This is a genomic window from Paenibacillus xylanilyticus (assembly GCF_047246825.1).
Lineage (GTDB): Bacteria > Bacillota > Bacilli > Paenibacillales > Paenibacillaceae > Paenibacillus > Paenibacillus xylanilyticus_B.
The window spans coordinates 2,875,883-2,889,579 of the sequence record NZ_JBFOLB010000001.1; the positions used below are offsets into that span (position 1 = coordinate 2,875,883).

The 13,697-nt window shown below is 50.1% G+C and carries 9 protein-coding genes; 1 reads left to right on the forward strand and 8 read right to left on the reverse strand.

Annotated elements, in window-relative coordinates; translation table 11 throughout:
- Window positions 1-21: 21 nt before the first annotated feature.
- From AB3N00_RS12905 to AB3N00_RS12935, 7 genes are all read right to left on the reverse strand, one after another.
- A complete protein-coding gene (locus AB3N00_RS12905; RefSeq protein ID WP_413034866.1) occupies window positions 22-1,833 on the reverse strand; it encodes an ABC transporter substrate-binding protein in 1,812 nt (603 codons plus the stop codon).
- A 215-nt stretch (window positions 1,834-2,048) separates the two neighbouring features.
- Window positions 2,049-2,693, reverse strand: a complete 645-nt coding sequence (locus AB3N00_RS12910; RefSeq protein WP_413034867.1) for a Vat family streptogramin A O-acetyltransferase — start codon at window positions 2,691-2,693, stop codon at window positions 2,049-2,051.
- Between the two features lie 35 nt (window positions 2,694-2,728).
- Window positions 2,729-4,417 carry a methyl-accepting chemotaxis protein gene (locus tag AB3N00_RS12915; protein ID WP_413034868.1) on the reverse strand — a complete coding sequence of 563 codons (1,689 nt, stop codon included), beginning with the start codon at window positions 4,415-4,417 and terminating at the stop codon, window positions 2,729-2,731.
- 319 nt (window positions 4,418-4,736) lie between these two features.
- Window positions 4,737-6,353, reverse strand: a complete 1,617-nt coding sequence (locus tag AB3N00_RS12920; RefSeq protein ID WP_413034869.1) for a glycoside hydrolase family 43 protein — start codon at window positions 6,351-6,353, stop codon at window positions 4,737-4,739.
- 49 nt (window positions 6,354-6,402) lie between these two features.
- On the reverse strand, window positions 6,403-8,379 hold the full coding sequence (locus tag AB3N00_RS12925; protein WP_413034870.1) for a YjhG/YagF family D-xylonate dehydratase: 1,977 nt from the start codon (window positions 8,377-8,379) through the stop codon (window positions 6,403-6,405).
- Window positions 8,380-8,396: 17 nt separating this feature from the next.
- Window positions 8,397-9,863: an alpha-ketoglutaric semialdehyde dehydrogenase GucD gene (gucD, locus tag AB3N00_RS12930; RefSeq protein WP_413034871.1), complete on the reverse strand. Its 1,467-nt coding sequence runs from the start codon at window positions 9,861-9,863 to the stop codon at window positions 8,397-8,399.
- Between the two features lie 21 nt (window positions 9,864-9,884).
- On the reverse strand, window positions 9,885-10,760 hold the full coding sequence (locus tag AB3N00_RS12935) for a fumarylacetoacetate hydrolase family protein (RefSeq protein WP_413034872.1): 876 nt from the start codon (window positions 10,758-10,760) through the stop codon (window positions 9,885-9,887).
- Window positions 10,761-11,130: 370 nt separating this feature from the next.
- Here AB3N00_RS12935 and AB3N00_RS12940 point away from each other — a divergent pair, with 370 nt between their 5' ends.
- A complete protein-coding gene (locus AB3N00_RS12940; protein ID WP_413034873.1) occupies window positions 11,131-12,045 on the forward strand; it encodes a helix-turn-helix domain-containing protein in 915 nt (304 codons plus the stop codon).
- 83 nt (window positions 12,046-12,128) lie between these two features.
- Here AB3N00_RS12940 and AB3N00_RS12945 read toward each other — a convergent pair whose 3' ends face one another.
- Window positions 12,129-13,550 (reverse strand): family 43 glycosylhydrolase, encoded by a 1,422-nt coding sequence (locus AB3N00_RS12945; RefSeq protein ID WP_413034874.1) that lies wholly within the window; start codon window positions 13,548-13,550, stop codon window positions 12,129-12,131.
- Window positions 13,551-13,697 lie beyond the last annotated feature (147 nt).

The window sequence follows — 13,697 nt, forward strand, 5'->3', positions numbered from 1 at the left end:
GTGAGCACGTTCTGTTATCGCTTAATTATGAATTTGGTAAAGGGCCTTAATGCCTGCGCCATCCATGGAGATTTGCGGTGGAATGTTGGTGCCGTCCCCTTCGGTCGGGAATCCTTTCCAAACGGATTCATTCACGGTATCAAACACCCAAGGTCTGTACATCAGTGGAATGGACGGGATATCTTTCAACCAGATCGTATTGAGCTCGGTGTACAATGCTTTTAGTTTTGCTTCATCCGACACGGAAGGAATCTCTTCAATGATTGCGTCTGCACGGTCATTCTGATAACGACCCCAGTTCCAGAACGCCATCTCTCCGAGTGGAGCGACTCCTTTGGAGTACATGATGGTCATGGCGCGGTTCCACGGCTGGCTCGGACTCACTCCGCCCGCAGGTGTGTTCATGATGATATCGAATTTGCCGGTTTGCAGATCATTCGTCCAGACCGGGGATTCCGGGAATTTTGTTCGAATCTCAATGCCAATCGCCTTGGCACTCTGTGCGACGATCTCCAGGGCAGCATTCCAGTCTGACCAACCGTACGGACATTCGATTTCAAAAGGCCCAAGGCGCGTTCCGTTCAGGACACGAATACCGTCTTTGCCTTTGGTGGCCCCAATCTGGTCAAGCAGCGCGTTCGCTCCTTCAATATCCGTCGTCCATTGCAGCGACTTGATCGCATTCTGGTCAATGTATTTGGACTCGGCATCCGAGTTCAGCGTCAGGGAAGGCTGCATCGGTGCAGAGTATCCGCTCATCGCCAGTTCGGAAATTTTGTCATAGTTGATGCTCATCGCAATGGCCCGGCGAACGTCTGCGTTATCCAGTCCCGCCTTGGACAGATTGAAGAAAATGCTTGGCATGGAACCTGGCAGATAATATGGTGCATCCTTCAGGTAGGTTTTGATCGGAGCCCCGCCTTCCCACATTTTCCACACCTGCGGAATAAACTGTTGGGAGACGTCCACTTGCCCGCTCTTGAACGCCAGATCACCTGCGGCATTATCCTTGTAGATCACATGAGTGATGTACTTCGGTGCAGGCAGTTTGCCGAACAGTTTCTGTCCCCAGTAGTTGTCGTCGCGGATAATTGTGATTTTCTGATCATTGTAGAAATGCAGTTTATAAGCGCCGGTGCCCACCGGATTGTCGTTAATTTCTTTACGGATCGCGGTCAGATCGTTATTATTCTTCTTCTCGATCTCTTCCCAGATATGCTTCGGCAGCATGGGAATCAGTTCAATACTGTCCAGCACCGTTAGTTTATTGGGATTTTCAGGGTTCAGCTTAATTTCAACGGCTTGCGGTCCGTCCGCTTTTACTTCCTGGATGTAGGTCCAAAAACTGCTCCAGTTGATGTCATATTTTTTGCCCAGCTCATAGGTGTACACAACATCGTCTGCCGTAAAAGCCGTCCCATCACTCCACTTGGCATCCGCGTTCAGCTCAATTCGCAGCGTGGTGTCATCCGTCCATTCATACGTCTTGCCGAGCAGCGGCTCAAGCGCGCCATCCAACTGGTTCACCATAAACAGTGTCTCATACACCAATTCCCTGGAGTTTCCGTAATTCACAGGGAAGGCGGGATTACCGCTGAGCAGATTGAAGTTGGTCGGCGGCCCCCACTGCAGTCCATTAACGTACAGCGTCTCATTACGCGGGGTCTCCTTATTGGTTTGGGGTGCTGGTTCATTTTGAGTGGTTGTAGCAGGTGGATCTACCGTTCCTTGCGGTTCACTTACCGACGGTGGCTGAACACTTTGGCATCCGGCAAATAAAGCAGCCGACAATAACAGGGCGATGAGCGGTTTTGCAGCACTCTTGACTCGCATCCTGAACCCCTCCGTGAATTCATATTGGTATTTGGAAGCGCTTACTTAACGATATTCTATGAGGTATATCACACGAAACATTCCATCTCTTTCCTCAATGTTGAGACATTATTTCTTGCAGCTAGGCCACAGGGTATAGGCGTATGGTGTCCAAATAAAAACAGCCGGCTCCGTTAGGAACCAGCTGTTGCCTCGTTTTCTTGTGGAAACCCATCCTATCTGCTACTCAAAAGTTCTTTCAATGTCTGCAGGTCATATGTGGAAACTAATTGTTCCAAATGGGTATCCAGCCACTCTTCATCCTGATCCCACCATTTCAGTTCCAGCAGCAGTTCAATCGTTTCGTCGTCAAAGCGCTTTTTGATCGGCTTGGCCGGATTGCCACCAACAATGACATAAGGCTCGATGTTCCGGGTTACCGTCGAATTGGACGCAACGATGGCACCGTCTCCGACCGTGATGCCCGGCATGATCGTTACATTTTGCCCAAGCCATACGTCGTTACCCAGTACGGTATCGCCCTTAAATGGCAGCTGATCCAGAGTAGGCGTCACTCTCTCCCATCCTCCACCGAAAATATTGAAAGGATAGGTCGTCATGCCCTCCATCCGGTGGTTTGCACCATTCATAATGAAGGTCACACCTTCTGCAATCGCACAAAACTTGCCGATCACCAGGCGATCCCCAAGAAAATCATAATGATGCAGAATTCGGTCATAGAAATGTTCAGGCGGATTACTATTGTCGCTATAGTAGGTATAGTCACCGATGTCCACGTTGGGGCGGGGCGGCAAATTTTGAATATAACAGACGGTATGAATATTCTCGTTGGGGAAAAGTTTTGTTTTATCGGGAGCCATACTTATCCCTCCTTTTTCCACCATTGTAACAGATATTAGATCTTAAACGGACTTAGCGAGGTTTGTAGCTCTGTCGAAACATCAGACAACACAGCCGCAGAGGCCTTGATCTGTTCCACTGACTTCAGCTGTTCATGAACCGATCCGGCAGCTTGCTGTGAATTGGCACTGGCTGTCTCGGCATGACGTGCAATTTCATGTACGGAAGCAACAATCTGCTCCACGCCTGCAGACATCTCTTCACTCGTCGCAGCCATGTCCTCAATCTCCGTAGCGATCTGCAGGTTCGTGTCCCGGATCAGGCTGAAGTTTCGTTCTGTCTCGCGAGTCAAGCGCAGTCCTTCCTGCACTTCCTCCTTCACTCTGGACATGGCCGATAGCGAGTGCAGCATGTCCTGTTCCATGGCTTTTACCAGTTCCTCAATGCGACTCGAAGAATCTCCGGCCTGTTCAGCCAGTTTGCGAACCTCGGTAGACACTACGGCGAACCCTCTGCCATGCTCCCCTGCTCTCGCTGCTTCGATCGATGCATTCAGAGCGAGCAGGTTCGTTTGGTTCGCAATCTCATGAATGGTGGTAACCATCTGGCTAATCTGGGCTGACTTCCCTTCCAGCATGCGAATGACTTCATCGGTTGTGGTAACAGAGGATTCGATCGTCGACATTTGCTGAACGGTCAGCTGCACCGCTTCACCTCCGGTTTCTGCCTGTCTGCGTGAATACAGGGCAGATTCAGAGATGCTGGAGGCCCTGTCTGCCATCCGCTGTACTCCGATCGCTACCTCCTCCATGGCTTGCAAATTTTCTCCGGTACTGATCGTTTGGCTCTCTGCCCCTCTGGCGACCTGTTCCACTGACGAGGCAATCTGTTCTGATTCCCGTGCCGTCTGTTTTGCAATGGTCAAGAGAAGTTCAGTTGAATGCTCAGCCTTTTCCGCAGCCTGAAGACCACCCTGAATAATGGCCTGCAAGCTGCTTCTCATCTCGTTGTATCCAGCGCCAAGCATGCCAATCTCATCCTTGACGTTATCCACAATCGGCTGAGTAAAGTCACCTGTGCCCGCACGTTTAATCGCCATGGACACACGTTCAATTCTTAATCTCACCCGGCGGACATACAGGATAACCGCTATAATGGCCACCGCCATCGCCAGCAGGACTACAATCATAAAGGTTTTGAAAAATGAGGAGATAATGACATCAATCAGCGATTGGGATGCCCCTACATAGAGAATCCCGATGATTTCCCCGGATGCATCCTTGATGGGTTGATAAGCCGTTTGAACATTCTGGCCAACCACAACGGCTTCACCGTAAAATTTCTCCCCCTGCCGTAAAACGGTCTGAGCGACCTGTTCCGATACTTTTGTTCCGACAGCACGTTCTCCATCCATCATCACGTTGGTTGCCACGCGCTCTTCGCCGCGGAAAATGGTGACCGTATCTCCTGAAGCCTCACCAATCTCATCCACCAGATCGAAGTTGCCTTCCATCGATGTGTCTCCTTTGTAGAGCTGCCCATCCCTGAGGGCCCAGTCGCCGGGGTGTTTGTATGTAATGATTCGATTCGCCATCTCCAAATCCCGCTTCGCCTTTTCCGTTGCAAATGTCGTAATTCCCTGTCTCATTTCCAGAATTACGCTTACGGCTACAGCTGAGGAAAACAAGATAAAGATGCTGATAACGATCAAACTGATTTTGGTACCGATGCTCATGCTTCGCATGTGTTGAGCCACCCATTTCCCTATGTAATTGAGTTGATACCGAAGCGAATTTCGATTCATTTCGAATATCACCTATAGTGTTATCGGTAGGCATAATCACATTATTTATAAGTTTTCAGTGATATTTATCACAATTTTTCATTGAAAAAACCAAAACATTTCCGTGTTTTCCGTAATCGTGTGAGAATGTCCTTCTGTCTGGAAATTTCGATGCCCTAAACAGGTGAGACAGATATGTCTGAATTCATATAAGAGTGAAAGCAACAACAAGGCGGCTCCCCGCATAGGGAGGCCGCCTCTATATTTGTTTGGGTTCCAATTATGAGGGGAGCATATCCGTATCGGTGTAGACCGTTTGGCTGTTCCCTTCTTTATATACAAAGTAATCAAAATCAGCATGTTTCCGGGTCCCACCAAGATCCTGCACACAAAGACCAATATAGGTTCCCGTAAACCGGATATACTCCGGAGATTCATCTGACAGATGTGTGATATCAAACCACCCGCCTGCCCGATGCCAGGTTTGATCATCATATAGCGCATAGAAAAAGCAGGCACGCTCGTGATTCACTACAACCCTGAACCGGATCCGGTTCACTGATTCTAACGGGATATCCTCCAACAGTTCGTCATATATCCCGTACTTGGATTGAATAATTCCCAAGCACAGTCCCTTCTCTTCATGATAAGTTACCCGTAAATAGAGATAGTCTTTGGTATCATAGTACAGAATCAGTCCTGCCATTTGCTGTGGATGGTCCGGCGCAAATTCCAGACAAGTCTCGGCTTCACACTCAAAAGCCTGCAGTCTCCGGGCGACCATGCTCTGCCTGTGCGTCGAGCTCATCGACTCCATTCCGCGCAAGCGCAAGTAACCGGGGCGCTCCGTTAGACTCAACCAACTCGGATCCGGTGGTATACGTAGTGTATTCCAATCGTTCTGGAGCTCGGGTTGATCAAAGTGGTCCATTTCCGCTGCTGGTTCAAATGGATGTGCCTTCATTTTCGGTGCAGGCACCTGAACCTCGGGATACCGGTCACCAGTCGCAAGCCGCAGCCAGCCGTCCTCGTTCCAGGTAATCTGCTGAAGAGCAGTCTCACGTCCAAGTGTGCAAAATTTTTGCTGGACGGGCCGGCCAACCAGATGTGCCATGTACCACTCCCCGGTGTGCGTTTCGACGAGACTGCCGTGACCGGCCTTTTGCAGATCCAAATCGGGCCTTCCGTATGACGTGAGGATCGGATTGGAAGGATCGACCTCATAAGGGCCTTGCAGCGTACGGGAACGTGCTGCCGTAACCGCATGCTCATAACCGGTTCCCCCTTCAGCCGTTATTAAATAATAATAATCATTATGCTTATACAGATGTGGTGCTTCCGTCAGTCCTAATTCTGTTCCCTTAAATATGTTAACAGCAGGTCCAACCAACTTTTGTTCACGGACGGAATATTCCTGGAGAACGATGCCTGAAAACCGGTTTTTACCCTTACGGTGATCCCAAATCATATTGACCAGCCACTTCCGTCCGTCTTCATCATGAAATAAGGATGGATCAAAGCCACTGCTGTTCAGATACACCGGCTCGGACCAAGGGCCTTCGATATCGGTGGCTGTCACAAGGTAATTGTGGGTATCTTTAAAAGCGCCTACCCGGCTTTTGACATCAGTGTAGATGAGGTAGAACACGCCATTATCGTAACTTAGGCAGGGGGCCCATACGCCTCCAGAGTTAATGTTTCCTTCCATGTTCACCTGTGAGATACGGGTTAGCGGAGAAGATATCGGTCGCCAATGAACCAGATCCCGGGAATGGTGAATCCGTACACCCGGAAACCATTCGAAGGTGGAAGTGGCGATATAATAATCTTCCCCCGCCCTGCATATGGACGGATCGGGATGAAAACCTCGAAGAATGGGGTTGGTGATCATATTCATTTAAGAAACCTCCGGTATGAGAGTGATGTTATGACATAAAAGGTTGCTTTCAGTACCAGCCCAGCGCTTTTTTGCCAGCTTCCAGGGCGGTTATGATCCGGTCTACATCGTATACATTTCCTCTCCACGTCCCACCGCTGACGGATTGCAGCGCAGCCCACAGTCTGGTATCATCCGGCAGCGCTTCATCAGGCCGCATATCCGGATGAAAGGTCCTTTGTGCCAGGATGAGAGCTCCTTCTTCCGGCGAAACCTCCGTCTCCCCTTCTCCAACAAAGTTAACGCTGCCCTCCAGCGTGCCCCGATCCACGATGATGTCAATCAAATCCCCGTTCCGGAGCTTGCCGATTGGCCCGCCTGCCAGTGCTTCGGGGCCAACATGGCCAATACACGCTCCGGTGGACACACCGGAGAATCGGGCATCGGTGATGAGCGATACATATTTTCCAAAAGGCAAATGCTTGAGGGCAGACGTAAGCTGATACGTTTCCTCCATCCCAGTTCCTGAGGGTCCACGCCCGAGCAGTACTACAACGTCGCCAGCCAGAACACCGCCCGTCTTAATCGCATGGATCGCCTCACGTTCGGTTGTAAACACCTTGGCCCGGCCGCGATGACGATACACGCCTTGCTCATCCAGGACAGTAGGGTCAATCGATGTAGATTTGATGACAGAGCCTTCGGGAGCGATATTCCCGGTTGGAAATGTCACGGTCGAAGAAATCCCAAGACGCTGCGAGTGTTCGACGCTCATGATGACGCTGTCCGGATCAATGCCGTCCTTCTCTTTCAATTGCTTGCGCATGAGATGACGGCGTTCCGACGACTCCCACCAATCAAGCACCTGGCCCAATGACGTACCTGTCACTGTAGGTACAGACTCATCAAGCAGGCCAAGCTGTCTGAGGTGAAGCATGACCTCGGGGACACCTCCGGCCTGAAAAACCCGAATGGTCGGGTGGAAGATCGGTCCGTTCGGCAGGGCACTAACCAGTCTCGGAACATTCTTGTTGACCTGTATCCAGTCCTGTACTGTGGGCACGGTTAAACCCGCTGCATGGGCAATAGCCGGTATGTGAAGAAGCAGATTGGTAGATCCGCCGAAAGCGGCATGAACGGTCATGGCATTGCGAACCGACGCTTCTGTAACAATATCCGCCATCCTCATCCCCTGGGACTCCATGTTTATCAGTGCACGTGCGGATTGACGTGCCATTTCGAACCAGATAGGCTGCCCGGAAGGGGCAAGCGCGGCATGCGGTACCGTCATGCCCATTGCCTCTGCTACAACCTGGGCTGTTGCCGCAGTACCCAGAAACTGACAGCCTCCTCCCGGTGTTGCACAAGCACGGCATCCTAACTCCGACGCCATTTCCAAAGAGAGTTCTCCGCTGACGTACCGTGCGCCGATGGTCTGAATTTTCCCAGCGTCCTCTCCATCGACAGGCGGAAGTGTGACACCACCGGGTACGATCACGCCTGGCAGCTGCGGCATGCCCGCAAGCGCGAGCATCATCGCTGGCAGACCTTTGTCACACGTTGCAACGCCGATCACGCCTTTACGTGTTGGCAGCGAGCGAATCAGTCTGCGAAACACCAGAGCGGCATCGTTCCGGTACGGGAGCGAGTCGAACATGCCGGTTGTTCCCTGTGATCTACCGTCACAAGGGTCGCTGACATATCCGGCAAACGGAATTCCTCCGCGGCTCGATATTTCTTCTGCGGCAGCTTTCATCAGCAAGCCGACCTCCCAGTGGCCTGTATGATAGCCGAGTGCTGCGGGACTGCCGTCCTCATTGCGGATACCGCCCTGCGTACTTAAGATCAGAAACTGTTTTCCGTTCAATTCTCCAGGCTTCCAGCCCATTCCAACATTCTGGGACATGCCGAACAAGTCGCCGCTTGGAGCATTTCGCAGTAAATCATCGGTTAAAGGCAGACGTCCTGCTGCCCCTGGAGCATGTGCCATGATATCAAAGCAGTCGGACTCTTTCTCCCCCATAATCGACATAATCTGTTCGTACATGAGTACCCTCCCACCGTTTATGACTTCACAAAGACCGTTTTGATCGCTGTGAAAAATTCGATGGCCGCTTGCCCCTGTTCCCTGGAATGCGAGCTTGACATCTTCATTCCACCGAACGGAGCCTGCAATTCTACGCCGGCCGTTTCCGCATTGATTCTGACCAATCCTGCATCCATATCACGAATGAAAGACAGCATAGCTCCGACATTCTGTGTATAGATAGAAGCACTCAAGCCGTAATCGCTATCGTTAGCCGCTGCAATCGCTTCTTCTAGGGAATCTACCGCCATCAAGGCAAGCACAGGGCCGAAGATTTCTTCCCGGGCTATGGACATATGTGATTCGACACCTTCAAATACGGTCGGCTGGACATAAAATCCCTCTTCAAGCCCTGGACCGTCCGCCCTTTTTCCGCCAGCCAGCAGAACGGCTCCTTCATCCTGTCCTTTTTGAATATAGCTCAGCACGGTCTTGAGCTGTCCTTCATTCGCACATGGACCCATCCAGCTGCCTGAAGACATGCCGTCACCCAGCCGGATTTCCTGGATTTTCGAGAGGAGCTTTTCTTTAAAGGCATCATATACTTTTCGTTCGATAATGACCTTGCTGGTGGCTGTGCATTTTTGACCAGTCGATTTCAAGCCACCGCTGATGGTGGCCTCAACAGCCAAATCCAAGTCAGCGTCTGCCGCGATGATAATCGGATTTTTTCCGCCCATTTCAAGTTGATACTTGGCCCCTCGTCCCAGCGCTGCGGCGCCGACCCGCTTTCCAACTTCATTGGAACCTGTGAATGTAATTCCGCTCACATCCGGATGCTCAGCAAGTGCAGAGCCGATCACCGATCCTCTGCCGCACACGAGATTAAGAACGCCTGCCGGAATACCGGCCTCCTCAAAGCATTCCATTATTTTAGCCGCAGTGACCGCGGTTTCCTGTGCGGGCTTTAATACAACCGTATTACCGTAAATCAGTGCCGGAGCCGTTTTCCAAATAGGAATTGCTACTGGGAAGTTCCACGGAGCAATAACGCCCACGACGCCAAGTGGTACACGGGTTGTGAACATCAGGGCTTCGCTGTCCGTCGAAGGAATGACATCGCCGGTTTTCCGCATTCCTTCACCAGCGTAGTACCTTAAGATCGCGACTCCGCGCATCGTCTCTCCTTTGGCTTCAGGCAGTGTTTTGCCCATTTCCCTTGTCATCGCCTCCGCAACCTCATCGGCCCGGCGTTCCAGTACGTTTGCTGCCTGAAATAGATAGTTGCCGCGTTCCGCACCGGTTAACCTCCGCCAATCCCTCGCTGCTGCCTTCGCCGCTGCGACAGCCCGGTTCAGATCCTCTACGCCGGAGTCTGGTACATACCCGACGATCTCATTGCGATTCGCCGGATTTATGCTGGGTTCGGTTTCTCCGGACACTGCCTGCACCCATTCTCCGTTAATAAAATTCCTGTATGTCTGCTCTACCTGAAATGCGGTCATAGCATTCATCCTCCTTATATACTAGTTTGATATGACTGGATTGATGAGTGTCCCGATATCGCTAATGGATATTTCAATGCGGTCCCCGGGTTCAAGCGTAAAATCATTGGGTGGCACGATGCTTGTGCCTGTCAAAAGTACCGTGCCGTCAAACAAATCGTTATCCCTTGCCAAAAAGGAGACCAGCTCATCCAGCTTCCGGTTTAATTCACTCGTACTTGCTTCACTCTTAACAACCATTAATCCTTCGCGATAGATCTGGCAGACGATGCTGAATTCATAGGGATTCTGCACGGTTTCCGCTAGTCGAATAGCCGGACCTATGGAGCAGGAATTGCGCCATATTTTTGCTTGCGGCAGATACAGCGGGTTTTCCCCTTCGATATCACGGCAGCTCATGTCATTGCCGACGATATATCCCACAATGCTGCCATCAGCGGCAATCACCAATCCAAGCTCAGGCTCCGGGATCTGCCAATTGGAATCGCTGCGAAGCGTGACAGCCTCATTCGGTCCGACGGTCCGGGCTGCTGTGGATTTAAAAAAGATCTCCGGTCGCTCCGCATCATAGACTTTATCGTAAAAGGTCTCCGCATCCAGCTTTCCATCCGTAGCTTCATAGTTTCGCGCTTCCCGGCTCCGCTGATAAGTAACACCCGCCGCCCATACTTCCGGGGCTTCCACTGGTGTGATCAGATGCAATGTAGTCCAATCGTCGGTCAGTTCGTTTAACGGTTTAAAAGCGCTTTCAACCAGTTGAACTGGAGAAATCCCCTGCTCCCTCGCTTGATAGATCAACGTCATAAAATCGGCTTGTGGCAAACGATAGGCTTTTTCATCATCCGTAACTGCTGCCAGCCACTTCTGTTGTCCATCCAGAAATCGAATAATTCTCATTCAAGCTTGCCCCCATTCTCCCCATCGGGTTGATAACACTACAATAGCACCAGCCATGGTTCATGGCGATGTTCTAATCACTCCGACGACTTACCCTTTTCACGCATTATTTTTCTGTTAAGATGAATCTATATCAGTTGAACTAAAGATGATTTACACGGACACTCCGATGACAGAATAACCTTCCAATCACTGTTATCCCCAGATTTTTTTGATTCCCTCTTCACAAGGGGAAAATCCGGTGATAAAGGCGACCGCTTCGCTTTTTCAGGTTTTTTCTGTCCTCTCCGTTTCTGTGTAAATAGTTAGTTCAATTGATATAGACGAAACGGTAAGATGTTGGAATACAGAGCATTAAGAGGAGGTTGCTGTGACCAAAATTTCAGAAGCCATGTATTTAGGCCGTTTGCCCGATGTTCGCATGTCTTTTCAATTATTGGGGCTGCATGCAAGAAAAGTAGATTCCAGCTGGACGTATCCGTCCCATGAGCATTCCATGTATGAAATCCACTGGATGTTGGACGGTCAAATGAACATGGTGGTCAACGGACAGTTGTACAGTCAGTCTGTTGGAGACCTTCTGTTCATCCGCCCCGGTATGACCCATTCCTGCACCGGTGCCGGACCGCAGGGCTTCACTTACTTTTCGGTTCATTTCAGCGTACACGATACCTCCTTTTGCAGAGAACTCAATCGCTGCAAGGATATTTATTATCCGGCAGATTCGAATTTAGCTCTCGGACTGTCCTCTTCACTGTGTACACTGTATGATCTGGCCACAGAGCACTTATCCATCCCGCTGTCTTCCTCCAAACAGATGAAGGTTCATGCTGCCGTATTCGAATTGCTCGGCTCCCTGGTCGGCCAGTTATCTCAGAACGCATCCGTTACCTTATCCAGAAAAGAAGCCATCGCCCGTCAAATTGCCGAGCACATTGAGGATTCCGTAAGATATATCCATCTTCATGGTGAGATTCGGGATAGCGAACGAACCTGGATCCAGGACATTGCCAAGTCGCTAAACATTAGCCCGTCGCAGGTCAATCGGATCTTTCGGCAGGTATATGGCACAGCACCACGCAAGTTTTTATCAGAAACCCTTCTGAACGAAGCCCAGCGGCTTTTAAAGCAAACAGACCTAAACATTGACCATATTGCGATGATGCTGGGGTATAAGACCAATGCGCATTTCAGCCGGCAGTTCAAGCGGTGGACCGGTATCGCACCAAGCGAATTTCGCAGCCATTCCCAGCAAGCCGGCGCAGCCGATCATCCAATTGATTGAAGTATCCTGTTCAAATGAAATAGGCAGCTGCTGGATTACCAGCAGCTGCTCTGTCTTTACGCATGTCGAATCTGTTCAGCCGTTTATTCTAATGTAAATGAAGCCAGGCTCGCGCCTCCTGCTCCCCTGTAAGTAAAATACAAAGCCTGTCTGCCATCCGGAACGGTAATCTCAGCCTTGTATTTTTTCCAATCATTTGTAAAATGTACCGGGATCATTCCCAGCACTGGACCGTCCCATGCGGTTTTAACCTCGAAGACTCCATTACAATATCCGCGCACCTTGACCGTGACCTGACGGATTCCGTTACAATCGAAATATTTAAAACCTGCTGTGGCTGATTCCACCATATTGGCAATATATCCGGTCTCTTCATCGCCGTCTCTTCCATCCTGGGTAATCTTCGGAAAGCGGCTGTCCAGCCACGCTCCCTCTCCGAAACCTCCTGTATACATTTGATCATCTTTCGTAAAAAGATTGCATGCAAGGTATGCCGGGTACTCCCCTTTTCCTTCAAGAGGCTCCCCATTCAGGCCGCAGGAAGTCATTTCCGCCTGAGGAATGGTTCCGTCCTCGTGAAAAGAGATCCGTTCGATGCAGCCCTGACGGTTGAATGCATCCCCGTTTGTATGGCGGTGATAAAAAATATACCAATCCCCGTTCATTTCGATCATGCTGCCATGGTTGTTGCCGCCATAATACATCGGCTTGTCAGCTGGTTTATAGGAGTCAATATGTAGATCACAGTTGCTTACGATAACGCCCTGATATTCAAACCCTTTGTTTGGAAATTTACTGGTAGCATAACATAATTCATGCATGGCGATAGAGGAATAAATGAAATAGTAGATGTCTCCTCTCTTCCGGATTGAAGGTGCCTCAAAAAATTCATGTCCCTCAAATCCGCTGCCCTCGCTGTATGGTTGACTCGGTGCTACGAATACGGGCTCATCCACAATCGTCAGCATGTTCGGACCAAGCACTGTCACCATCGCGCCATGTCTCGATTGGTCTCCGGGCGCACAGAAGCCGGTATACAGATACGTTTGCTGTCCTTCCGTCAACACACCGGGATCGAATTGTGGCTCGTCCCCGTCTCTTTCTCCCAGTCGAATGCCGTCGGCATATTCTACGTAACCGTAAAATTCATATTTGCCGGCAGGTGTATCGCATACAGCCACAGAAACAACCGGCACTTTATCCAGCACATAATAAAGATAATAACGTCCGTCAGGACCTACCGTAACGTCTGGTGCATAAAGGCACATACTGCCATCCGGATTTAGCGGATCATCTGTTTTCCGATAGATCACACCTTCATTTCGCCAATTTCCCAGATCGTCCACTGGCGCGGACCAGCATACATAGTCGTTTAAACAAAAGACATGTCCGTTAAACCGGTCATGCGACCCGTATACATAAACTCTCCCGTCGAATACATAAGGTTCACTATCAGGGACGTACTCCCAGGATGGAAGGTATGGATTTAACCCCTGTTTCTTCATTCAAGCTACACTCCTCGTAAAAAGTAATTATGCAATTTATTAATTGAAAATAAATCCCGTATAATAGAAAACAACTAAAACGCTTACCTACTTTTCTAGTCTATTAATCATAATTAAAGATAAAATGAACTATATTACATGGTCCGT

What these genes read in the sequence shown, in the direction of transcription:
- AB3N00_RS12925 (WP_413034870.1), bottom strand. Translation starts at nt 8,379, where the DNA reads ATGTACGAACAGATTATGTCGATTATGGGGGAGAAAGAGTCCGACTGC.
- AB3N00_RS12945 (WP_413034874.1), bottom strand. Translation starts at nt 13,550, where the DNA reads ATGAAGAAACAGGGGTTAAATCCATACCTTCCATCCTGGGAGTACGTC.
- AB3N00_RS12920 (WP_413034869.1), bottom strand. Translation starts at nt 6,353, where the DNA reads ATGAATATGATCACCAACCCCATTCTTCGAGGTTTTCATCCCGATCCG.
- AB3N00_RS12905 (WP_413034866.1), bottom strand. Translation starts at nt 1,833, where the DNA reads ATGCGAGTCAAGAGTGCTGCAAAACCGCTCATCGCCCTGTTATTGTCG.
- AB3N00_RS12935 (WP_413034872.1), bottom strand. Translation starts at nt 10,760, where the DNA reads ATGAGAATTATTCGATTTCTGGATGGACAACAGAAGTGGCTGGCAGCA.
- AB3N00_RS12915 (WP_413034868.1), bottom strand. Translation starts at nt 4,417, where the DNA reads ATGCGAAGCATGAGCATCGGTACCAAAATCAGTTTGATCGTTATCAGC.
- gucD (WP_413034871.1), bottom strand. Translation starts at nt 9,863, where the DNA reads ATGACCGCATTTCAGGTAGAGCAGACATACAGGAATTTTATTAACGGA.
- AB3N00_RS12910 (WP_413034867.1), bottom strand. Translation starts at nt 2,693, where the DNA reads ATGGCTCCCGATAAAACAAAACTTTTCCCCAACGAGAATATTCATACC.